The organism is Ralstonia sp. 110700041-2 (genome assembly GCF_056280165.1).
Map to the genome: position 1 here is coordinate 58,974 of NZ_JBSFAI010000012.1, position 22,692 is coordinate 81,665.

Consider the following 22,692-nt stretch of genomic DNA (forward strand, 5'->3'; position numbering starts at 1 on the left):
ATGCACGGTGACCGTTCCCCCGTTGCGATCGGCATTGTCGGCGTTGGCAAGATCGCGCGCGACCAGCATCTGCCGGCGCTTGCCGCGCAGCCGGGCTTCACGCTTGCGGCCTGCGCGAGCCCGCATTCGCGCATTGACGGCCTGCCGCATTACACGACGCTCGAGGCCATGCTGGCAGACGAACGCGCATTGCAGGCGGTCTCGCTGTGCACACCGCCGCAGGTGCGGTTTGCCCAGGCCCGCGCGGCGCTCGCTGCGGGCAAGCACGTGATGCTGGAGAAGCCTCCCGGTGCCAGCGTCTCGGAAGTGGCGATCCTCGCTGAACTGGCGCGAAAGCATCGCTGCACATTGTTCGCCTCCTGGCACTCGCGCCACGCGCCTGGCGTCGAGGTTGCTCGGGAGTGGCTTGCAAGCCGCGCCATCGTCTCGGTCAACGTGCAATGGAAAGAAGATGTACGCCGCTGGCACCCGAACCAGGCATGGATCTGGGAGCCCGGCGGCCTTGGCGTGTTCGACCCGGGCATCAACGCGCTATCGATCCTGACCCGCATCCTGCCGCATGCGTTCTTTCTGACGTCGGCCAACCTGTGGGTGCCCGCCAATCAGCAGACGCCGATTGCCGCCCACCTCGCATTCACCGATGAACGCGGCACTGCCATCGCAGCGGAATTCGACTGGCGCCATGACGCAGGCGAACTCTGGCAGATCGGTGTGACCACGAGCGACGGCACCCTGCGGCTCGCCCAGGGCGGCAAGCAATTGACCATCGACGGCGCGGAGATCGACGTCGGCCCCGAACGCGAATACCCGAGCCTGTACACCCGCTTTCTCGAACTGATCGCCAGCGGCGAAAGCGATGTGGATGTCCGCCCGCTTCAGCACGTGGCCGACGCCATGCTGCTCGGTCGGCGCCATCTGATTGATCCGTTCGTGCCGTGAAGCACGCCCGACCCACGTAGTGCCATCAGAGCCATTCCAACGAGGAGACAACCATGCAACGCAAACTTCGCCGGCTGACCCTGTCCGCCCTGGCAGCCACCTTGTGCCTGGGGCCGCTGGCCGCCACCCTGCCCGCCCACGCCGACGAGCCGCTCAAGATCGGCTTCCTGGTCAAGATGCCGGAGCAGGCCTGGTTCATCAACGAGCAGAAGGCTGCCACCGAACTTGGCAAGAAGGACGGCTTTTCGGTGGTGAACATCGGCACGCCCGATGGCGAAAAGGTGCTGTCCGCCATCGACAACCTGGGCGCGCAAGGTGCGAAGGGCTTCGTCATCTGCGCACCGGACGTGCGCTTGGGGCCGGCCATCTCCGCACGCGCCAAGCACTACAACATGAAGTTCGTCACGGTTGACGATCAGCTCGTCGACTCGTCCGGCAAGCCGCTGGCCAACGTGCCGCATCTGGGCATGTCGGCGTTCAAGATCGGCAACCAGGTCGGCCAGGCCATCTCCGACGAGATGAAGCGCCGCGGCTGGAAGCCCGAGGAAGTGGGCGCGCTGCGCATCACCAATTACGAGTTACCGACCGCCAAGCTGCGCACCGACGGCGCCACGCAGACGCTGCTGGCCGGCGGCTTCAAGAAAGAGAACATCTTCGACGCGCCGCAAAAGACAACCGACGACGCGGGCGGCTTCAATGCGGCGTCGCCGGTGCTGGCGCAGCATGCGGGCATCAAGAAATGGGTGATCTTCGCGCTCAATGAAGAGAGCGTGCTGGGCGGCGTGCGCGCCACCGAGCAACTGCACATTCCGGCCGCCGATGTGATCGGCGTCGGCATCAACGGGGCGGGCGAGGCGTTTGCCGAGTTCCAGAAGAAGGAGCCGACAGGCTTCTTCGGCACGATTGCCGTCAGCTCGACCAACCACGGAAAGGACAGCGCGGCAAACCTTGTCGAGTGGATCAAGACGGGCAAGCAACCGCCGGCCGATACGCAAACCACCGGCAAGCTGATGGTGCGCGGCAATTGGCAGGAAGTGCGCAAGGAACTGGGCATTTGATGCAACGCGCGGCGCGGGCCGGTCCCGCGCCCCACGCGCATCCGCAAAGAGCAATCGATGACAGTCCAATCACTTGATGAGAGCGGCCCGCCCGACGCTTCCGCTGACGCCTATCTGAAGCTCGACGGCATCACCGTGCGCTTTCCTGGCGTGCTGGCGCTCGACCATGTCTCGCTCGACATCCGCCGCGGCGAGGTGCACGGCCTGATGGGCGAGAACGGCGCGGGCAAGTCGACGCTGCTCAAAGTGCTGTCGGGCGTCAACCAGCCGGAGGTTGGCACGCTGTCGCTCGATGGCGTGCCGCAGCAGTTCACGAACACGCGCGCGGCCATTACGGCGGGCATCGCGATTATCTATCAGGAACTGCACCTCGTGCCGGAACTGACGGTGGCGGAAAACCTGATGCTCGGCGCGCTGCCCAACCGCTTTGGCGTGCTCGACGAGAAGACGCTGATCACCCGTGCGCTGCGCGAACTCGAACGGCTGGGCGAGAAGCTCGATCCGGCGCAACCGGTCAAGCATCTATCGATCGGCCAGCGCCAGATGATCGAGATCGGCAAGGCGCTGATGCGCGACGCGCGCGTGATCGCGTTCGACGAACCAACGAGTTCGCTCTCCTCGCGGGAGACGGCACAGTTGTTCCGCATCATCCGCGCGCTCAAGGCCGAGGGCCGCGCGGTCATCTACGTCACGCACCGCATGGAAGAGGTGTACGAACTGTGCGATCGCGTGACCGTATTCCGTGACGGCCGGCACATTGACACGTTCAACGCCGGGGCGAGCCTCGACCGCGAACGGCTGATCCGCTGCATGGTCGGCCGCTCGATCCAGGACGTGTACGGCTACAAGCCGCGCCCGCTCGGTGGGGTGAAGATCGACGTACGCGGCTTGATGGGGCCAGGCTTGACTGAACCCGCAACGTTCCGGGCGCATGCAGGAGAAATCGTCGGCTTTTTCGGGCTGGTCGGCGCGGGACGCTCGGAGCTGATGAAGCTGCTTTACGGCGCAGTCGGACCCACAGCGGGCGAGGTCCGCCTCAACGGCAAGCGCGTCCAGTTCAACACACCGCGCGATGCGGTGCGCGCGGGTGTTGCGCTCTGCCCGGAAGACCGCAAGCAGGAAGGCATCGTTGCCATCGCCTCGGTCTCGGACAACCTGAACATCAGTTGCCGGCGCCACTTCAGCCGCTTCAGCGTGCTGAACAACCGGCAGGAAGCGCGGACCACGAAGTCGTTCATCGACAAGCTCGCCATCAAGACACGCAACGGCGAGACGCCCATCGGCAAGCTCTCGGGCGGCAACCAGCAGAAGGTGATCCTCTCGCGCTGGCTGGCCGAGGACATTGACGTCTTCCTGATGGACGAGCCCACACGCGGCATCGACGTCGGCGCCCGCAGCGAAATCTACAGCCTGCTCTACGGCCTCGCCGAGACGGGCCGCACCGTCATCGTGGTGTCGAGCGATCTGGCCGAAGTCATCGGCGTGGCAGACCGAGTGCTCGTGATGAAGCAGGGCCGCATCGTCGGCGATCTGCCCCGAGAGCACGCCTCGCCCGACACCCTCATCAAACTAGCGCTGCCGCGCTAGCGCGCGATCCACGCCCTCATGGAAACCGATCCTATGCAAACGCCATCCACCGAATCCGTGCCGGGCGGCCCGCCACTGGCCGCCCCGGGCATTCCCAGCCGCGCCACCCTCACCTGGGAGCTGGTCAACCGATCGGGCATCGTCGTAGTGTTCCTCTTGCTGTTCACCGCGCTAGCGTTCACGGTGCCGGGCTTCGTCAGCAGCCGCAACATCCAGGGCTTGCTGCTGTCCGTCACCTTGATCGGCTCGATCTCGGTCACGATGATGTTCGTCCTCGCACTCGGCGAAGTGGACTTGTCCGTTGCCTCCATCGTCGCGTTCGCGGGCGTGGTGGCCTCCACGCTCATCACCGCAACGCACAGCGTGGTGCTTGGCGTCGGGGCCGGCGTGCTGGCCGGCGGCGTGGTCGGGCTCGTCAACGGCGTGCTGGTGGCGCGCTACCAGATCAACTCGTTGATCGTCACGCTCGCCATGATGGAAGTCGTGCGCGGGCTCGCCTTCATCACCTCCAACGGCGACGCGGTAATGATTTCCGAAGAGCGCTTCTTCGACCTGGGCGGCGGGTCATTCCTCGGCATCTCGTACCCGATCTGGAGCAACATCGTCGGCTTCGCGGCGTTCGGTTTCCTGCTCAAGAAGACGGTATTCGGCAAGAACGTGCTCGCCGTCGGGGGCAATGAAGAGGCCGCACTGCTTGCTGGCCTACCGGTGACGCGCATCAAGATCGCCGTGTTCGTCTTGCAAGGTCTAGTGACAGGCTTTGCCGGCGTGATGCTGGCCTCGCGCATGAGCCTGGGCGATCCGAAAACATCGGTCGGGCTTGAGCTGGGCGTGATCTCGGCCTGCGTGCTGGGTGGGGTTTCACTCACGGGCGGAGTGGCAACCGTGTCCGGTGTGCTGGTCGGCGTTCTCATCATGGGGTCGGTGCAGAACGCAATGAGCCTGATGAACGTGCCGACGTTCTATCAGTACCTGATCCGCGGCGGCATTCTGCTGCTGGCGGTGTGGTTCGACCGCATTCGCCGCAATAAGCGGGCGAGTTGACAGGCCGGCGAGTTGACAGGCCGGTCGGTCTTCATACGGCAACAAAAAAGCCCGCAAGTGCGGGCTTTTCATTTAACGCCGATTGTCCGGCAGACGAGCAAGTTCAAGCGAACGAATAGAACACGCGGAACTGAACCTTGCGCTCGGCCCAGAATTCGGCCGCGTCGCGGAACACGTCGAGCAGCACTTCACGCGCTTCCTTGTCGAACTTCGGCTGGCACGGCAGGCCCTCAAGCACGATCACAAAACCCGGTTGCGGGCCGGCCTTGTAGATCATGTCGGTCAGGCAGTCGGCCAGGGCATCGAAGTTCTTGCCAAAATGCTTCGGGAACAGGAACTCACGCGCAATCACGTCGAGCACTTCGCTCTTGGTGGTCGCAGCCGCGCAGTTGGCGTACAGGAAATGCTGGCCAAGGCTGGCCGCCGACTCGGCCAGATCCGCCACGCGGAACGCGCGGATCGACTGCACGATATTCGGACGCACCGTCTTGAAGAGGTTCATGGCGTCTTCGCGACCTCCGTCGTCGTCCGTCTGAGTGTTGTCCTGCGTCATGATGTTCTGCGGTGCACTTTGAGGCAACTTGGTCGCCCCCCCGACGCGTGCGCCCAGGGCTTGCATCCCGACCACACCGTCGTACAGATTTTGCGCCTTGTGCCACGCATCGCGGGCCACGCGCTCATCGCGTGCGGTGAGCGAGTCGTCCAGCCCAAACATGTTGGTCGTCATCGCTGTATCCGTTGAAAACTGTTGTAGTGATCTTCCGTGTAGTAGCAGTCGTTGGCCGCTTGCTGGTCGCCGCCGCAGATGATGCGTCGGGCGCCGCGGTTGCGAGCCCCCCGCGTCTTCACGGTGTACTCGTGGTAATAGCCACGCCGCTGGGCAGGCAAACGCCGTTCATAGTTGCCGAACGTGATGCCGTCTTTGGCATAGGGGAACGGACCGCCCTGCTCGATCAGTGCCAGCGTGCGCTGCGCCTCGTTGGGCAGGTCTGCCGGGCGAATGGTTCCCACGGCGGCAGCCATGCCGGAGGTGTCCCGGGCGACCGCATTGGTCGGCAAGCCGGCCACCGACAACGCAAGCGTTGCCGCAAGCGCGCCACGCGCCATCGCCTGAGATACGGAGCGGCCGATCCACGCTCCAAGTCGCTTTGTCATCAGCAGGCCCTAACGGGAGAATCGCGCCGACCGGAGCCCGGCGCAGGTCACAAGCGCAGGTGGCCGTCCAATAACGATCCGGACAGCCGGTTTGCAGCTGAAAGCGAAGCGGCTCAATGCGCGAGAGGCCTGGCAGGAAATGACAAGTCGGGCGACTGCCGAAGACTTGGGGAATCCTTCCGCCTGCAAAAACCTACCCATTGCGCGCACCGAATAAGGCGACCCTGTCAGACGTGTGTACGGAAAACCGCCTTTTTGAACCCGTCTGGCCCGGATCAGACCTCATGTGCTCAGAAGCACCCCTTCAGCCCATAAGGGTACGCTCATCGATGACAACAATCAACCGACGGTGAAAGCCTGAAGGGTTTTTTGATATGGCTATTACGTCTTAAGAAATGTAAGCACACGCAAACTTAGTGAATTAAAAAAGGGAGCGCAGCATCGTGCGCTCCCTTTTCCAGTGCAGTGGCGATCAGCGTTGCGCTTGTGCAGCGGCATCCACAACGGTCAGGGCCGTCATGTTGAGGATACGTCGCACCGTTGCCGACGGCGTGAGGATGTGCACCGGCTTTTTTGCGCCCAGCAGGATCGGGCCGATGGCGATGTTGTTGCCGGCGGCCGCCTTCAGCAGGTTATAGGCGATGTTGGCGGCATCGATATTCGGCATGACCAACAGGTTGGCTTCGCCCTTGAGCGTCGAATCCGGCACCAGCGAGTCCCGCAGCTTCTCGTCGAGTGCGGCGTCGCCATGCATCTCACCGTCCACTTCCAGGTTCGGGGCGCGTTCGCGCAGGATAGCCAGCGTTTCGCGCATCTTGACGGCAGAAGGCGCCTCCGACGAACCGAAGTTCGAGTGCGACATCAGCGCAACCTTTGGCTTGATGCCGAAGCGGCACAGTTCCTCGGCGGCCATGATGGTGATCTCGGCCAGTTGCTCGGCAGTGGGGTCGATATTGACGTGCGTATCTGTCAAGAAGATCTGACGGCCAGGCAGGACCAGACCGTTCATGGCGGCGTACACGCAGTTCGTGCCACCGATGACCTGGTCGATGTAGCGCAGGTGCGCAGCGGTGGTGCTGACCGTGCCGCAAATCATGCCGTCGGCTTCGCCCTTGTGGATCATGACGGCGCCGATCAGCGTCGAACGGCGGCGCACTTCCAGCTTCGCGTACTGCGGCGTCACGCCCTTGCGCGCCATCAGCTTGTAGTACGTTTCCCAGTAGTCGCGGAAGCGCTCGTCGTGCTCGGGGTTCACCACGGTGAAATCCACGCCTTCACGCAGACGCAGGCCGAAGCGTTCGATGCGGTGGGCAATCACGCTCGGGCGGCCGATCAGGATCGGGCTGGCGAGCTTTTCATCCACAACGATCTGCACGGCACGCAGCACGCGCTCTTCTTCGCCTTCGGCAAAGATGATGCGCTTGTTCTCCATCGGCACCTTGCGGGCGGCCGAGAAGATCGGCTTCATCAGCGTGCCCGAGTGGTAGACGAATTGCTGCAGGTGCTGGCGGTAGGCGTCCATGTCTTCGATCGGACGCTGCGCCACGCCCGAGAGCATGGCCGCCTGCGCCACGGCCGGCGCGATCTTGACAATCAGGCGCGGGTCGAAGGGCTTCGGGATCAGGTATTCGGGGCCGAACGACAAGTCCTGGATGCCGTAGGCGGAAGCGACGATGTCGCTTTGCTCCTGGCGAGCCAGTTCAGCCACGGCGTGCACGGCGGCAACTTCCATCTCACGCGTGATGGTGGTCGCGCCCACATCCAGCGCGCCGCGGAAGATGAACGGGAAGCACAGGACGTTGTTGACCTGGTTCGGGTAATCCGTGCGGCCGGTGCCCATGATGACGTCCGGGCGCACTTCCTTGGCCAGTTCCGGCAGGATTTCCGGGTTCGGATTGGCCAGCGCGAAGATGATCGGCTTGTCGGCCATCTTCTTGACCATGTCCTGCTTAAGCACGCCGGCGGCGGACAGGCCCAGGAAAATGTCAGCGCCATCGATGACTTCGGCCAACGTACGCAGATCGGTCTTCTGTGCGAAGTGCGCCTTGTCCGGATCCATCAGTTCGGTACGGCCTTCGTAGACCACACCGGCCAAGTCCGTCACCCAGATGTTTTCGCGCGGCAGGCCGAGGTCGACCAGCAAGTCCAGGCAGGCCAGCGCCGCAGCGCCCGCGCCCGACGCCACCAGCTTGACCTTCTTGATGTCCTTGCCGACCACCTTGAGCGCATTGGTGATGCCTGCGCCCACGACGATGGCGGTGCCGTGCTGGTCATCATGGAAGACGGGGATCTTCATGCGCTTGCGCAGTTCGCGCTCGACGAAGAAGCACTCCGGTGCCTTGATATCTTCGAGGTTGATGCCGCCGAAGGTCGGCTCCAGCGAGGCGATGATATCGACAAGCTTTTGGGGGTCTTTTTCGTTGATCTCGATATCAAACACATCGATACCAGCGAATTTCTTGAACAGGCCCGCCTTGCCTTCCATGACCGGCTTCGAGGCTTCCGGGCCGATATCGCACAGGCCGAGCACGGCCGTACCGTTGGTCACCACGCCGACGAGGTTGCCGCGGGCGGTGTAGCGGAACGAGTTGGTAACGTCTTCGACGATCTCTTCACAGGCGGCGGCAACACCCGGTGAATACGCCAGGGCGAGGTCGCGCTGGTTCGACAGCGGCTTGGTCGGCGTGACGGAAATCTTGCCCGGGGTCGGAAACTCGTGGTACTCCAGCGCGGCCTTGCGCAAGGCGGCGCGCTGCTGCGCCTTGAGTTCTTCATCCGTGCGGGCGGGCTGCTGAGGCTGGGTATCCACCGTGGTCATGGGTCTCTCGTATCGGGTGGCCAGCGCGCGCGCCGGCCGTCGCATCTAGCGGGCCACCGGGATACCCTCACGAGCGCCACGGGAATACGGTCCGCCTCCTTGGGCCCGTCATTTTATATAGTGAAAAGCGATCTCACAACGGGATTTTGGGTGGGAGTGCCATGCGCATTCGCTACAATATTTCACCGTCCCGTCACGGCACCATCGGGCTTGCCCCATATTCCTCCATCGCCGCTGCCGTGTCCAAGCCCGTCCAACCCCGCAACTCCGCTGATGATGCGTCAGACCTCTCCGAATTCGGCCTGATTCGCCGTTATTTCACGCGGCCGACGCCAAGAGCGACATTGGGCGTGGGCGACGATTGCGCCTTGCTCGGGCCACGTCCTGGGTACGAATTGGCGATCTCCACCGACATGCTGGTCGCCGGTCGTCACTTTTTTCCCCATGCGGAGCCCCGCGCACTTGGGCACAAAGCGCTGGCTGTCAACCTATCGGATCTGGCTGCCATGGGTGCGGAGCCACGTGCTTTTACGCTGGCCGTGGCGCTTCCCAAAGCCGACCCCGCCTGGCTCAAACCGTTTTCCGAAGGCCTGCTCGCCCTGGCGGATGCCTTTCACTGTGAACTCATTGGCGGTGACACCACGCGGGGGCCGCTCACGCTGAGCCTGACCGTCTTCGGCGACGTCCCCCTCGCTGCGGCATTACGCCGCGACGCCGCCCGTCCCGGCGATGACCTCTGGGTCTCGGGCACTGTCGGCGATGCGCGACTCGCGCTGGGTGCCCTGCGCAACGAATGGGCGCTTACGCCCGAAGCGCTCGCACAAGTGCAGCCACGCATGGACATGCCGACGCCGCGCGTGGCACTCGGTCTGGCATTGCGCGGTGTCGCCCGGGCGGCGCTCGACGTATCGGACGGCTTGTTGGGCGATCTTGGCCACATCCTCACGCAATCCCGCGTTGGGGCGACGGTCATGGTCGACGATGTCCCGCGTTCGCCGACGCTGGCCGCGCAGTCCCGGGCGCTTCAGCTGCAATGCACGCTGGCCGGCGGCGACGACTACGAACTGTGCTTTACTGCTCCTGCCGATGCTCGCGACGCTGTGATCGCAGCGGGCCAGCGTGCGGGGGTGGCTGTCACACGCGTCGGCCGCATTGACGCCGAAACCGGCTTGCGCCTCGTCGATGCCCAAGGTGCCCCGGTCATCTTCACGCATGGCAGCTTCGACCATTTCTCTTCCGCATCATGATGTCTTCCGCTCCCTTCCCGCCCTCCAATCCGCCGGGCCAGCCTGAAACCGTCGTCCTTGAGGCGGGCCAGGCCGCACAGGTACGCCGCCCGACGGCGCGCTTCATGTTCGGCCATCCCGCACGCATTCTCGCGCTCGGCTTCGGCACGGGCCTATCGCCGATCCTGCCGGGCACGGTCGGCACACTGTACGCCTGGCTGATTTATGTGGTGTTGGCGCGCTGGATTTCAGGACCCACGTGGCTGCTGATCGCGGCCGTTGGTTTCGTGATCGGCATCTGGGCATGCACCCGCACCGCACGCGATCTGGGTGTGGCAGACCACGGCGCCATGGTGTGGGACGAGATGGTGGCGTTTTGGATCGTGCTGGCGTTTGTCACGCCCACCACGCTGGGCGGGCAGTTCGCCGCATTCCTGTGGTTCCGCTTCTTCGACATGGTCAAGCCGGCGCCCATCCGCTATTACGACCGCACGCTCAAGGGCTTCGGCGTGCGCGGTGGCTACGGCGTGATGGTCGATGACATTTTGGCGGCGTTCTACACGCTGCTTGTGTTCGCGCTGTGGCGCTCGTTTTGACGTTTGACGACCGAAGCTTCGAAGGTATCGCAATGGCTGAATCCCGCGCCCTGGCCCAATTGGCCGAACTCGTCGCTGACACGCTCCACAAGCGCAGCCTGATGATGGCATCCGCCGAGTCGTGCACTGGCGGGCTGGTGTCCGCCGCCATCACCGACGTATCGGGTTCTTCCACGTGGTTTGAGCGCGGCTTCGTCGTCTATTCCAACGAAGCGAAATCGCAGATGTTGGGCGTTCCGGCGGCGCTGATCCGCGAACATGGCGCCGTGAGCGAACCGGTGGCGCATGCCATGGCTGAGGGCGCAGTGCTCAACAGCCGCGCGCAGGTGGCCGTCGCGATTACCGGTGTGGCGGGCCCGACCGGCGGTACGCCCGACAAGCCCGTCGGCATGGTGTGCTTTGGTTGGAGCAACCGGCTGCAAACGCGCGTGGAAACGCGCCACTTCAAGGGCGATCGCAAGCAGGTTCGCCTGCAGGCTGCCGAGCACGCGCTGCGCGGCGTACTCGACTTCCTCGACTCGGCGGAATGCTGATCTAGATCTCGCTGGGATGATCCGGCCGGCGACGATCTCCGTGATCGTGTTCCGACTGGTGTTCGTGGTCGTGCTCGTGGCGACGGTCGCGATCATGGTCGCGGCGCGTCGTCTCGTGCTGGTGGGTGTCGTCGCGCTCTTTCTCGAGCTTGCGGTCCGGGTCCTTGCCGGTCTCTTCCCGGTGCGTACCGGCAACGGGGCCGTGCGGATGCGTGGTCATGGCGTCCTCGCTCTTACCGCAACCGGACCGACAGAGCGGATCAGTTGCGGAACTGGTTGATCTGGTCTCGGGTGGCAAGCGCCACGCGGCGAGCGGCATCGGCGAAATCGCTGTCGGTGCTCGCGTAGAGAATGGCCCGCGACGAGTTGATCATCATGCCGGTACCGTCGGCCGTGCGGCCGGCGCGCACCGTGGCTTCGATGTCGCCTCCCTGGGCGCCAACGCCCGGAATCAGCAGCGGCATGTCGCCGACAATCTCCCGCACCTTGGCAATCTCTTCGGGAAAGGTCGCACCCACCACCAGGCCCATCTGGCCGCTGGTGTTCCACACGTCGCGCGCACGTTCGGCCACGACCTGATAGACAGGGCGGCCGTCGGTTTCGAGGAACTGCACATCGCTGCCGCCGGCGTTGGACGTGCGGCACAGCACGATCACGCCCTTGTCGGCGTGCGCGAGATACGGCTGCATCGAGTCAAAACCCATGTACGGGCTGACGGTGACGGCGTCGGCCTGGTAGCGCTCGAAGGCTTCCTTGGCGTAGTGCTCGGCGGTTGAGCCGATATCGCCGCGCTTGGCATCAAGAATGACGGGAACGCCCGGATAGGCTTCGTGGATGTAGCTGATGAGCTGCTCGAGCTGGTCTTCAGCGCGCTGCGAGGCAAAGTAGGCGATCTGCGGCTTGAACGCGCAGACAAGGTCGGCGGTCGCGTCCACGATGGCGCGGCAGAATGAGAAGATCGCTCCGCCCGTGCCGGTCAGCGACGCCGGCAGGCGTGCCGGGTCAGGATCGAGCCCGACGCACAGCAGGGAGTTGTTGCGTTGCCAGGCGGCAGCCAGTTGTTCGGTAAATCGCATGGTGTCGGGAATGTGAGAGCGGCCGGACGGCCGCATGACTTGCGTTCATTTTACCCGTCGGGCGGCCCGGTGGCGGCATCTTCCGGACGTGGCATCGGCCCCACGCGTGCGCGCCAAGGCACCGTTTGTGGCTGAATCCGCAGGCTCTTTAGGCTACACTCGGCGCGATTTTTCGCCGCCCGTTCAACGCCTGCTTCAAGGAAACACCCCATGATCAATCTGTTCGTCGTGCAAAAAGGTCGTCTCGCGCAGGAACAGGTTGAAGAACGCAGTGAACTGCTGCAGCACAAGCCGATCTGGATCGACGTGATCGACCCAGACGACGAAGAGCTGGCGTGGATCAAGGAAGCCTACGGCGTGGTCCTGCCCGAGCTGGAGCAATTGGGCGACCTGGAAGCCTCCGCCCGCTACTTCGAAGGCGAAGACGGCCACATCCACATCCGCACCGATTTCCTGCTCGACGAAGAAACAACCTCGCGCAACGTGCGCGTGGCCTTCGTGCTGACCAAGGATGTGCTCTTCTCGATCCACGACGAAGATCTGCCCGCGTTCCGGCTGGTGCGCATGCGTGCGCGGCTGCGCCCGGGCTCGGTGCGCAACGCCAAGGATGTGCTGATGGATCTATACGCCACCGATGCGGAATACTCGGCCGACTCTATCGAAGAAGTCTATGAACGCCTCGAAGATGCCAGCAGACGCGTGCTGGCCGATGAGGTGACCGATGCTGCCGCCGCCGATGTGCTGGAGATCATCGCCCGCGTGGAAGACTTGAACGGCCGAATCCGCCGCAATGTCATGGATACGCGCCGAGCCGTGTCATTTCTGCTGCGCAGCCAGTTGCTCTCGGCCGATCAGCAGGACGAAGCGCGCCAGGTGCTGCGCGACATCGATTCCATCGAGAATCACACGGCGTTCCTGTCGGACAAGGTCAACTTCCTGATGGATGCCACCGTCGGCTTCATCAACATCAACCAGAACAAGATCATCAAGCTGTTCTCGGTGGTGTCGGTGGCGTTGATGCCGCCCACGCTGATCGCCTCGATCTACGGCATGAACTTCAAGGTGATGCCGGAGCTGGACTGGGCTGAAGGCTACCCGTACGCGATCGTGATGATGGTGGTGTCGGCGGCGATTCCGCTGGTGTACTTCCGCCGCAAAGGCTGGCTGAAGTAGCTCGCTGCGAGGTCAATCCGGCAGCGTGGCCGAGCCCATGCGGTTGGCGATCACCGTGGCCTTGCGCGTGAAGTTCACGTGCACGTTGGCGCAGTAGCTCTTCTTGTCGAAGCACTTCGGTGCAGGCAGCGCCGCCGCCAGTCGCGCTGCCTGACCGACCGTGAGTTGCGAGGCCGGGCGTTTGAAGTAATGCTGCGCCGCCGCTTCCGCGCCGAACACGCCCTCGCCCCATTCCACCGAGTTCAGATAGATCTCGAGAATGCGTTCCTTATCGAGCCAGAACTCGAGCATCCACGTGATGACAAGTTCTTCGCCCTTGCGCAGGTAGTGGCGTTCGCCCGAGAGGAACAGGTTCTTGGCCAATTGCTGCGTGATGGTCGAACCGCCCGCGACCACGTGGCCGCGCCGCTTGTTTTTCTCCCACGCGTCGAGCATGGCGTCGACTTCCCAGCCGCTGTGCGAGACGAAATCCGCGTCTTCACTGGCGATGACCGCGCGTTTGAGGTTGCGCGAGATCTGGTCGTAATTGACCCAGCGGTGGTCGACCTTGCAGGTGAAAACATTGGCGCCGCACAAGCGCATACGCTCAGCGCGCATGAAACTCGTAGACGACGGATCAAATACCTGCCAACTCGCGATGGCAGCGAAGAAGTACAGGTTGAGTGCGACCACGCCCGCAACGAAGCAGCCGATCACGTAGCTGAACCAACGCATCATCGCAGGGCTGCGCTCCAGGTTCAGCGAGGCGCGCGCGCCGCGACCGCGGCTTCGCCCTGCAGCCCTTCGCGCATGGCGAGCAGCACCGGCGCGGTGTCCGGGCGCACGCCGCGCCAGACGAAGAACGATTCCGCGGCCTGCTCCACCAGCATGCCCAGGCCGTCCCATGCGCGGGCGCCGTTGCGCCGGGCGAACTCCATGAACACCGTCGGACGCGGGCCGTACATCATGTCGTAGGCCAGCGCGTTGGGGCCGAACACGGTGGTCGGGATCGGCGGCACTTCGGCCTGCAGGCTGCTCGCCGTGGCGTTGATGATGACGTCGAAAACGTCGTCCGCAGCAAGCTCGTCATAGCCCCCGCCCACGAGTTCAACCTCGTGCAGCTTGGCCGAGACCTCGAAGCGCTCGACCAGCCTGTTGGCGCGATCGGCCGTGCGGTTGGCCAGGAACACGCGCGCGGGCTTGTGCTCCAGCAGCGGCAGCAGCACGCCGCGCGCCGCACCACCCGCGCCCAGTAGCAGCACGCGCTCGCCTTCGAGCGCGTTGCCGATGTTGTGGGTGATGTCGCGCATCAGGCCGACGCCGTCGGTGTTGTCGCCAAAAATCTCTTCACCATCGAACTTGAGCGTGTTGACCGCGCCGGCCGATTCCGCCCGCAGCGACAACGACGTCGACATGGCATACGCATCGAGCTTGAACGGCACCGTCACGTTGAGCCCGCGTCCGCCTTCACGCACGAAGGTCATCACGGTTTCGTCAAACGCGATCAACTCGGCGTAGATACGGTCGTAGCGGATGCGCTGCCCGGTCTGCTGCGCAAACGCGGCATGGATGATGGGCGACTTGCTGTGCGCGATCGGGTTGCCGATCACGCCATAGCGATCTGTGGGCGGCGCGCTCGCGGCGGCGAGGATGGCCTCTTGAAACGACGACGGCATGGACGACGAAATCAACGGGTCTGCAGGTGGGTTTCCAAGCCTGCGCGGGTGAACTTGAACGTGGCGACCACATCCTGGATGTCGACGCGCTTGCGCATCTCGGCCGGGAAGGCGCCAAACGGTGAAGACGAACGCACGATGGCCACGGCCTGGCGATCCAGCGCGGGGTTGCCCGAGCTCTTTGCGATCTCGATGCCTTCGATCTTGTAGCCGTCCTGGTTATAGCCGAGCTGGCCTTCGCGGTTGATGCTGATCACGACGATCAGCTCGCCATACAGCGGGCGGCCGTTCTGGCTGGGAAAGTTTGCGGTGCCGCGGGCTTCGATCTTGCGCCGCACGGCATCGTAGTAGCGGGCGTAATCCACCTGGCGGGCGCTGGCGGCTGTCAGCACATTGCGGCGCGGGCGCTTGGCGTAGTTCTCGAGATTCCGGTCGATCTCGGCCTGCAGCCGGGCGATTTCGTCTTGCGTGGTGCGGTCGTCGGTGCCGTTGGTGGGCGACGGCTGCGGACGCTCGCCGGGCTTGACCTGACGATCGTTGACCAGCGGCGCGCGCTCGGTCGATTGCGTCAGCAGGCGGCGCTGCTCTTGCTCGAGATACTCAACGCGGCGCTGTGTGAGCTTGATGGCGTCGCCGGTCTGCTCATTGGTGTCAGCGGGCAGCGGCGTGGTGGCGCGCTGCTGGTCATATTCGCCACCGCCGTTCAGGTTGACCTGGGCCACGGCCGTCGCCTTGGACGGTGCCGTCGACGACTTGGCGTTGACCAGCACCACATCCAGGCCCGGATCGTCGCGCTTGATATCGAACGCCTCGGGGGCCACCACGCGCACGAACAGCAGTACAACATGCACGGCCAGCGACACCACCAGCGCCTTGGTGAGCGTGCTGCTGCCGGACCAGTCCGGACGGTTTGCGAGGGCGGCCATGGGGCGATTCCTGGTCGATGCGCGAAGAATGAAGGTCAGGCTGCGATTGTAGTTAGGCAGCGGCAGGCGTTCCACCGCTCTCGCCGTCTTGCGGCGGCGGCGCCACAGCCGCGTCGGCTTCTGCGCGAGCCTCTTCCCCATCAGCAGCCGGTTGTGGTTCAGCCGGCACATCAGCCTCAGCCTCTGCCGCGGCCAGTTCTTCTTCAATGGCTTCGGCTTCAGCTTGTGCGCCCGCTTCGGGCGCGAGGATTTCAACCACGCGGCACGACACTTCCAGGCTGATCTCGTCGGTGTCCAGGACATCGAGCACGACATGCGTGCCGCGTGGCGTCTGTGCCAGTTCCGGCACCTTCGTCACCAGCGGAATGTCGGCGAAGCGCACGGCGCCTTCCTTGAGCACCACGGCCTGCATGCGCGTTCGGTTTTCCTGCTTGAGCCAGCGCAGGCACCAGTAGCGCTCCATGGTCGACTGGTGGTCGGCATAGGCAGCGTAGGTGGCTTCAAAGTCGGCCACGGCGGCCAGCAGGTCGGCATCTTTGGGCTTGAACGGCGCGATCAGCTTGGCCGTCACGCCATGCTGCGCCACCGCAGCGATCTGCCATTGATTGACCAGATCGACATAGCGGCGCAGCGGCGAGGTGCTCCACGCATACTGCGCCACGCCCAGACCTTCATGCGGCGCCGGATACGTCTGCATGCGCGTGCGGTGCATACCCCAGGCCTTCTGCGTGCGATAGATGCCCGGCACCCCAGCGTCGGCCAGCATGCGGCCCCACGTGCTGTTGGCCAGGATCATCAATTCGGCGACGATCTTGTCCAGCGGCGAGCCGCGTTTGCGCTGTTCGATCCGCACGCGCTCGCCGCCACCATCGGCCTCGGGAATCGCATCGATGTAGAACGAATAATCGCCCTTCTGCGCGCCCTCGGGCTTCAGGCCGCTGGCAATGCGTGCCTGCTGGCGGCCGTCGTACAACGCGCACACAAACGGCCACAACACGGCCAGTTCGGCCTTGAACGGGTAGTCGCCCGAGCCATCGGCCAGCGCGTCGGCGGTGATCACGTCGTCGAGCAGGTTGTGGCGCAGGTTGGCCGCCACGGTCACGGATTCGCAGCGCGTCTCGCTCGCGGTGACCGCCCACGTTGCACGGTCGACCGTCACATACAGCGACAGCGCTGGGCACGCGCGCCCTTCTTGCAGCGTGTAGCGATCCACCACCGACTCCGGCAACATCGTGATCTTGTCGCCGGGGAAATACACGGTCGACAAACGCTGGCGTGCAATCACGTCCAACGGCTCGCCACGCTGGATGCCGAAGCCCGGCGCGGCAATGTGAATACCGATCCGCACCGTGGCGTCATCAATGGGCGTAACGGAGATGGCATCGTCGATTTCCGTGGTGGTCACGTCATCGATCGAAAAGGCGCGCACGTCGGCGGCCGGCAGCTCCATCGCCGGTTCCGGCACGGTCACATCCGGGAAACCGGTGCCCTTCGGGAAGCATTCCGAAAGGAAACGCGCCTCATGCAGCGCGCGGGCATTGGCAATGCCGCCCACTGCCACCATCAGGCGCATCGGCGACAGGCCCAGCACCGTGCACGCCGCATCGAGCGCCTTGTATTCGAGACTGTTCTTGTCCGGCTTGAACAGCAGTTGCAGCGTCTTGCCGCGGAAGGCCTCGGGCAGTCGCATCGCCTTCAGCTCGGCTTCGTATTCGGCTTGCAGAGCAGCTTGCTGCTTCTTGCGCTCCAAGCCTGCGAGCGCGGCCTTCAGTTGGTCTTCAGGTGCGCGCTGATAGCGGCCTCGGCCCTTGCGGCGGAAGTAGATCGGCGAGCCATGCAGCGCGATGGCCAGCGCCGCCTGCTGTGTGGCATTGGCGCCGGCGCCAAAATACTCGCCGGCCAAATCGGTGAAGCCGAACTCGTCCGCTGAAGCGCATTCCCAGAGGAAATCCAAGTCGATCTCTGCCGACAGCGCCTGGGCCGCCTGCGACAGCTCACCGGCGGACGGCTGCGCGAATTGCAGCAACACGTCGCGCGATTTGACCTTGGTGCGCTTGGCGCTCGGCAACTCGACCTGATAGGCCTCGCCCTGTTGGGACAAGACAGTGCCCGCGCGGATTTCGCCGCCTTCTTCAAACAGCAACTGCATGGATTTGTATGGATCGCGGCACTCGCACGAGCAGGCACCGCTTTGAATGAGTGGAATGACCGCGCGCCCTTACGTGACAACGTTACGCGCGGCGATAAAAAGTTGGGGGCGATGATACCGCACTGGCTCGACGCCCGGCCCGCGAAATACGCTTACCGCGGAGGTTGGAAGCGAGCCAGCGCAGGTAGGAAAACCTCCGTTACCAGCATCGCGCTCGCTCCGCGCCGGAAGACCGACCGGCGGGCTGGCAGCCGGGCGGTGCCGACAACAGGCGCATCGCCTAGCGCGTCATGCGCGCGGCGCACCAGCGGGTGGCGCGCGTCCAGCAAGGCGAATTCGAAACCACCGCGCTCGACACGCGGATCGGCAAACAGCGAGTGGCCCAGCGGCTGCGTCCCCAGCGCTTTCAGGAACGGCCAGTCGAGCGCCACACTGCGCGGATGCACGATCGTGTGTGCATAGACCACCGGGATCTCGTCGCAGATCAGCAGGACTTCGCGGACCAGCGTCTCAGCAGGGCCCGACATGCCAAGACAACGCCACTCGTCACGCAACGGCATCGCGCGCCGCTGGCCGAGCAATTGCACGCGAAAGCGCGACGATGCCGCACGAAGCCTGGCCGTCAGCGAATCGGCGCCTACGGCCCAGCGCGCCCAGTGCCGGTCATAGACCACTGCCGGAGGCAACGCGCTGCGCCAGAGGCCCCGCGGGTACGACGGGAAATCGGTCATGCGGCACAGAAAGGGTGGGCCGCCAACAGATCGGCTGGAACGCCGCAGAACACGAGCACTTCGTCCATATACTGCGCGAAGTCGCTGATGCCGTGGTCGCTGCCGTCAATGAGGCGAGTGGCCGCGCCAGGAAAGTGATCGAGCATTTCGCGGTAGTCGAGCACCTCGTCGCCGGTGGCGGCGAGCAGGTAGTAGCGCTCGGGCTGCGTGATGGCGGGCACGGCCAGCGCGCGCAGCTCATCCAGATGATGCGGCTCGACGCGGATCGTGCCACCGCCATGCCACAACGGCTGTTCGCCGACGTATTTGGCGAGATCCCGCTCAGGACGCGTAGCCGGATTGAGCATTGCCGCGCGAAGCCCATGGCGCTCTGCCAGCCAAGTGGCGTAAAAGCCGCCCAGAGACGAGCCGATGAGTGCCGGCTTGGTGCCGTCACGCGCACTCAGCTCCGCGATCAGCGCATCTGTCTCGGCCATCGCCTCGCGCGGCGAGACGGGCAGCATCGGGCATACGTACTGATTCGCCAGCCCTACGGACGCCATCCGCCTGCCTAGCAGCTGCGCTTTGAACGAGCGCGGCGACGAACGAAATCCGTGCAGATAGACGATGGATGCCAGCATATGAGATTCAATTCGCTGTCTCGGCGCGTTCGGCCAAGGCGTCCAGCAGCTTCTGATGTACGCCTCCGAAGCCGCCGTTGCTCATGACAAGCACATGGTCGCCCGGGCGGGCGGCAGCTGTGACGGCTTCGATTAATGCGCTCAGATCAGAAAACGTCTTCGCGCGCTCCCCCAGCGGGGCCAGCGCCCCAGCCAAATCCCAGCCGAGGGCGTCGCGGCCATTGGCTGCGCCATAAGCGAAGATCTGTTCAGCGCCGGACAGGCTGTCGGGAAGGGCCAGTTTCATCACGCCCAACTTCATGGTGTTTGACCGTGGCTCCAGCACTGCCAGGATGCGCCCCTTGCCGACACGACGGCGCAGGCCCTCGATGGTGGTGCGAATCGCCGTCGGGTGATGGGCAAAATCATCGTACACAGTCACGTCATTCACGGTGCCACGCACTTCCATGCGCCGTTTCACATTTTCGAAACGGGCCAGGCTTTCAATGGCTTGGGCAGGCGGCACGCCCACGTGGCGGGCGGCGGCAATGGCGGCCAGCGCGTTCATGCGGTTGTGGTCGCCCTGAAGTGCCCACCGGACCCTGCCCTGCGTTTGGCCCTGGAAAACGACATCGAAGCTATCGTCATCGGCGAGGTTTTCGACTTCCCAGCCGAGGTTGCCCTCCGCCCCGAACTGCTCGACTTCCGACCAACATCCGCGCTCAAGTACACGCTTCAGGCTATCTTCCCGACCATTGACCAGGAGGCGGCCCTGACCGGGCACGGTGCGCACCAGATGATGAAATTGGGTTTCGATCGCGGCAAGATCGGGAAAGATGTCGGCGTGATCGAATTCGAGGTTGTTCAATATGGCTGTACGGGGGCGGTAATGAACGAACTTGCTGCGCTTGTCGAAGAAGGCCGTGTCGTACTCGTCCGCTTCAATCACGAAGAAGTCGGATTCCGTCAGGCGCGCCGACAGCCCGAAGTTGCGTGGCACGCCGCCCACCAGGAAGCCCGGGTTGTAGCCGGCATCCTGCAGGATCCACGCGAGCATCGATGTCGTGGTCGTCTTGCCGTGTGTGCCTGCCACGGCAAGCACCCACTTCTGGCGTAGTACGTTGTCGCCGAGCCATTGAGGACCGGAGATGTAGGGCAAATTGCGATCCAGGATGGCTTCCATGAGAGCGTTGCCACGGGAGATCACGTTGCCGATCACGTAAAGATCGGCGCCGATGGAGAGCTGTTCGGGGTCAAAGCCTTCGATCAGCTCGATGCCTTGCGCTTCGAGCTGGGTGCTCATCGGAGGGTAGACGTTGGCGTCGCAGCCGGTGACGCGGTGGCCGGCCTGACGGGCGATCAGGGCAATGCCGCCCATGAAGGTGCCGCAGATTCCAAGGATGTGGATATGCATGGGAGCCATCTCAACTTCGTTGCGCCGCATTGTACCTGCGGCTTCAGGGCGGCCCGCGCGCTTCAGTAAAATAGAGCCATGTCCAAACGACCCACCCTCGACCCCGCCCGCGTGCGGGAGGAAATCGCCGTCAGCGCCGCCCGCATGATCGCGGAAGACGGCGTTGACTACGCCACCGCTAAACGCAAGGCCGCGCGCCAGGTGCTCGGTACGGAATCCCGCGCGCCCGGCGAATGGCTGCCGGACAACGAACAGGTCGAAACGGAAGTCCGCGAATACCAGGCGCTGTTCCAGGCTGAATCCCAGCCGCGCGTGCTGGCGTTGCTGCGTCGCATTGCACTGGTGCTGATGGAAGGGCTGGCAATCCATAACCCGTACCTCGCGGGCGCGGTCTTCAACGGCACCGCCAGCGAGCACTCCGACATCCACCTGCAGGTCTTCTGCGACAGCCCGAAGGACGTGGCGATCTTCCTGCTCAACGCCGGCGTGGATTTCGACACGACAGAAAGTGCTCACTTCGCCGGCCGCGACGAAGTAGAAACGCTCAGCTTCCTGTGGCGTGGCCAGTGGCCCGCCGGGCCCGAATCTCGTGAGCTTGCGCGGGAGTTGCGCGCTGAAACGGGCACACCCGTCGGCGTTCATATCGCCCTATACGACATGAACGACGTGCGCGGCGCGCGGCGCGCAGACGCTACCGGCAAGACCCAACGCGGCGACGCGGCGGCGGTACGCGCCCTGCTGTCGCAGGGGTGATCGCCCGACAGGAGTACAATCCCGCACGCTCCGCCTCTGTCTATATATAGAGACCTCTGCAAAACCATGTCCCGCCGCACCACTCTGACTGCCCTGCTGATGGCCGGCCTGATTGCCGCGACGACGGGCGTCTATTTCGGGCATCGTGCCACCGAACCCAAAACGCCGGCTGACACTGCTGTCGCCGCGTTTTACAGCAGCAAGCTCCCGGACGCCAATGGCGCCCCGTTGGATCTGGCCGCTTTTCGTGGTCAGCCGGTGGTGATCAATTTCTGGGCACCGTGGTGCGGTCCTTGCGTGGAAGAAATGCCAGAACTGTCTGCGCTGGCGCAGGAGCAGAAGGCCCAGGTAAAGTTCGTTGGCATTGGCATTGACTCGGCGTCCAATATCCAGACCTTCCTGGGTAAGGTACACGTCACATACCCGATTGCGGTGGCGGGCTTTGGTGGGACGGAACTGGGCCGCCAGTTCGGCAACGAAGTCGGCGGCCTACCGTTTACTGTGATTCTCAATGCACAAGGTGAGATCACTTTCCGGAAGATGGGTCGTGTGCATGCGGACGAACTGCGCGAGGCCCTGCAGCGCACGTGAATGTACAAAAACGTCATATGACGCTCATGTGCACGCAACTCCCCTTCTTCTCCGGCAAAAGCATAGGCGGGACGCCCAAGATCGGTGAAAACACCGATTTGTTGAGAGTTTTTCAGCAAAAACTAGACAAAGCATTCTAAGTTGCTGTAAATTGCGCCCAACTTCGCTCAACCGGTCAAAACCGTGGCTGACAAACCCATCGCCAAAGCGCTTCGCAACGTGCTCGTACTGCACGGCCCGAACCTCAATTTGCTTGGGACGCGCGAACCGGAAGTCTATGGTGCAACCACCCTCGCCGACATCAATACCGCCTTGGTCGAACGCGCTACGGCGCGCGGCGTGACGCTGGCGCACTTCCAGTCGAACCACGAAGGCGCACTGGTCGACCGCATCCATGCCGCCAAGAGCGAAGGCATCGAATTCATCATCATCAATCCGGCCGCCTACACGCACACGAGTGTGGCCCTGCGCGATGCGCTGGCCGGCGTGGTGATTCCGTACATCGAAGTGCATCTGTCCAACGTGCATCGTCGTGAGCCGTTCCGCCACCATTCGTATCTGGCGGACCAGGCGGTGGGCGTGATTTGCGGGCTGGGCTGGCGCGGCTATCTGGCGGCGCTGGACTTCGCAATCGACCAACACGGCGGCTGATCAGCCGTCTTCTTCCTT

General features: G+C 63.9%; 23 protein-coding genes. 11 read left to right on the top strand and 12 right to left on the bottom strand.

What is annotated here, in order from left to right:
* The 4 genes from ACUXH0_RS18035 to araH are packed head-to-tail and all read left to right on the top strand — an operon-like array spanning position 1 to position 4,628.
* Positions 1-939 carry a Gfo/Idh/MocA family protein gene (locus ACUXH0_RS18035; protein WP_012436417.1) on the top strand — a complete coding sequence of 313 codons (939 nt, stop codon included), beginning with the start codon at positions 1-3 and terminating at the stop codon, positions 937-939.
* A 53-nt stretch (positions 940-992) separates the two neighbouring features.
* Positions 993-1,997, top strand: coding sequence for an arabinose ABC transporter substrate-binding protein (locus ACUXH0_RS18040; RefSeq protein ID WP_012436418.1), 1,005 nt, complete (start codon positions 993-995; stop codon positions 1,995-1,997).
* A gap of 57 nt (positions 1,998-2,054) precedes the next feature.
* A complete protein-coding gene (araG, locus tag ACUXH0_RS18045) occupies positions 2,055-3,584 on the top strand; it encodes an L-arabinose ABC transporter ATP-binding protein AraG (RefSeq protein WP_012436419.1) in 1,530 nt (509 codons plus the stop codon).
* Between the two features lie 33 nt (positions 3,585-3,617).
* Positions 3,618-4,628, top strand: coding sequence for an L-arabinose ABC transporter permease AraH (gene araH, locus ACUXH0_RS18050; protein WP_012436420.1), 1,011 nt, complete (start codon positions 3,618-3,620; stop codon positions 4,626-4,628).
* Positions 4,629-4,731: 103 nt separating this feature from the next.
* On the opposite strand, the gene ACUXH0_RS18055 is transcribed toward araH, so the two are convergent.
* The 3 genes from ACUXH0_RS18055 to ACUXH0_RS18065 all read right to left on the bottom strand — a co-directional run bounded on the left by ACUXH0_RS18055 (position 4,732) and on the right by ACUXH0_RS18065 (position 8,601).
* On the bottom strand, positions 4,732-5,355 hold the full coding sequence (locus ACUXH0_RS18055; protein WP_004632915.1) for a barstar family protein: 624 nt from the start codon (positions 5,353-5,355) through the stop codon (positions 4,732-4,734).
* Positions 5,352-5,783, bottom strand: a complete 432-nt coding sequence (locus ACUXH0_RS18060; protein WP_004632916.1) for a ribonuclease — start codon at positions 5,781-5,783, stop codon at positions 5,352-5,354. Before ACUXH0_RS18060 ends, ACUXH0_RS18055 begins: the two co-directional genes overlap by 4 nt.
* A 472-nt stretch (positions 5,784-6,255) precedes the next feature.
* Positions 6,256-8,601: an NADP-dependent malic enzyme gene (locus tag ACUXH0_RS18065; RefSeq protein WP_182594454.1), complete on the bottom strand. Its 2,346-nt coding sequence runs from the start codon at positions 8,599-8,601 to the stop codon at positions 6,256-6,258.
* 161 nt (positions 8,602-8,762) lie between these two features.
* Between ACUXH0_RS18065 and thiL the strand changes: the two genes are divergently transcribed.
* The 3 genes from thiL to ACUXH0_RS18080 are packed head-to-tail and all read left to right on the top strand — an operon-like array spanning position 8,763 to position 10,956.
* On the top strand, positions 8,763-9,848 hold the full coding sequence (gene thiL / locus ACUXH0_RS18070; protein WP_012436422.1) for a thiamine-phosphate kinase: 1,086 nt from the start codon (positions 8,763-8,765) through the stop codon (positions 9,846-9,848).
* A complete protein-coding gene (locus ACUXH0_RS18075; RefSeq protein WP_012436423.1) occupies positions 9,845-10,423 on the top strand; it encodes a phosphatidylglycerophosphatase A family protein in 579 nt (192 codons plus the stop codon). The genes thiL and ACUXH0_RS18075 overlap by 4 nt, the downstream gene beginning before the upstream one ends.
* A 32-nt stretch (positions 10,424-10,455) precedes the next feature.
* On the top strand, positions 10,456-10,956 hold the full coding sequence (locus ACUXH0_RS18080) for a CinA family protein (RefSeq protein WP_182594455.1): 501 nt from the start codon (positions 10,456-10,458) through the stop codon (positions 10,954-10,956).
* Position 10,957: 1 nt separating this feature from the next.
* Here ACUXH0_RS18080 and ACUXH0_RS18085 read toward each other — a convergent pair whose 3' ends face one another.
* The gene (locus ACUXH0_RS18085) at positions 10,958-11,176 is read right to left on the bottom strand and encodes a hypothetical protein (protein WP_012436424.1); all 219 of its coding nucleotides are present in this window, start codon (positions 11,174-11,176) and stop codon (positions 10,958-10,960) included.
* Positions 11,177-11,216: 40 nt separating this feature from the next.
* Positions 11,217-12,032, bottom strand: coding sequence for an orotidine-5'-phosphate decarboxylase (pyrF, locus tag ACUXH0_RS18090; RefSeq protein ID WP_012436425.1), 816 nt, complete (start codon positions 12,030-12,032; stop codon positions 11,217-11,219).
* A 210-nt stretch (positions 12,033-12,242) separates the two neighbouring features.
* Here pyrF and corA point away from each other — a divergent pair, with 210 nt between their 5' ends.
* Positions 12,243-13,205, top strand: coding sequence for a magnesium/cobalt transporter CorA (gene corA, locus ACUXH0_RS18095; protein WP_012436426.1), 963 nt, complete (start codon positions 12,243-12,245; stop codon positions 13,203-13,205).
* A gap of 12 nt (positions 13,206-13,217) precedes the next feature.
* Here corA and mtgA read toward each other — a convergent pair whose 3' ends face one another.
* From mtgA to mpl, 7 genes are all read right to left on the bottom strand, one after another.
* On the bottom strand, positions 13,218-13,922 hold the full coding sequence (gene mtgA, locus ACUXH0_RS18100; RefSeq protein WP_182594456.1) for a monofunctional biosynthetic peptidoglycan transglycosylase: 705 nt from the start codon (positions 13,920-13,922) through the stop codon (positions 13,218-13,220).
* A gap of 20 nt (positions 13,923-13,942) precedes the next feature.
* Positions 13,943-14,860, bottom strand: a complete 918-nt coding sequence (aroE, locus tag ACUXH0_RS18105) for a shikimate dehydrogenase (RefSeq protein ID WP_004632935.1) — start codon at positions 14,858-14,860, stop codon at positions 13,943-13,945.
* A gap of 11 nt (positions 14,861-14,871) precedes the next feature.
* The gene (locus tag ACUXH0_RS18110; protein WP_012436428.1) at positions 14,872-15,786 is read right to left on the bottom strand and encodes an energy transducer TonB family protein; all 915 of its coding nucleotides are present in this window, start codon (positions 15,784-15,786) and stop codon (positions 14,872-14,874) included.
* Between the two features lie 52 nt (positions 15,787-15,838).
* Entirely contained in the window at positions 15,839-17,935 is a 2,097-nt protein-coding gene (locus ACUXH0_RS18115; protein ID WP_012436429.1) for a ribonuclease catalytic domain-containing protein, read from the bottom strand.
* 152 nt (positions 17,936-18,087) lie between these two features.
* Positions 18,088-18,666, bottom strand: a complete 579-nt coding sequence (locus ACUXH0_RS18120; RefSeq protein WP_004632940.1) for a chorismate--pyruvate lyase family protein — start codon at positions 18,664-18,666, stop codon at positions 18,088-18,090.
* Entirely contained in the window at positions 18,663-19,286 is a 624-nt protein-coding gene (locus tag ACUXH0_RS18125) for a YqiA/YcfP family alpha/beta fold hydrolase (protein ID WP_004632943.1), read from the bottom strand. The genes ACUXH0_RS18120 and ACUXH0_RS18125 overlap by 4 nt, the downstream gene beginning before the upstream one ends.
* 7 nt (positions 19,287-19,293) lie before the next feature.
* A complete protein-coding gene (gene mpl, locus ACUXH0_RS18130; RefSeq protein WP_012436430.1) occupies positions 19,294-20,679 on the bottom strand; it encodes a UDP-N-acetylmuramate:L-alanyl-gamma-D-glutamyl-meso-diaminopimelate ligase in 1,386 nt (461 codons plus the stop codon).
* Between the two features lie 78 nt (positions 20,680-20,757).
* On the opposite strand from mpl, the gene ACUXH0_RS18135 reads away from it, so the two are divergent.
* From ACUXH0_RS18135 to aroQ, 3 genes are all read left to right on the top strand, one after another.
* Positions 20,758-21,432, top strand: a complete 675-nt coding sequence (locus ACUXH0_RS18135) for a hypothetical protein (protein WP_012436431.1) — start codon at positions 20,758-20,760, stop codon at positions 21,430-21,432.
* Between the two features lie 66 nt (positions 21,433-21,498).
* Positions 21,499-22,023, top strand: a complete 525-nt coding sequence (locus ACUXH0_RS18140) for a TlpA family protein disulfide reductase (protein WP_004632947.1) — start codon at positions 21,499-21,501, stop codon at positions 22,021-22,023.
* A 183-nt stretch (positions 22,024-22,206) separates the two neighbouring features.
* The gene (gene aroQ, locus ACUXH0_RS18145) at positions 22,207-22,674 is read left to right on the top strand and encodes a type II 3-dehydroquinate dehydratase (RefSeq protein ID WP_004632949.1); all 468 of its coding nucleotides are present in this window, start codon (positions 22,207-22,209) and stop codon (positions 22,672-22,674) included.
* Positions 22,675-22,692: the final 18 nt, after the last annotated feature.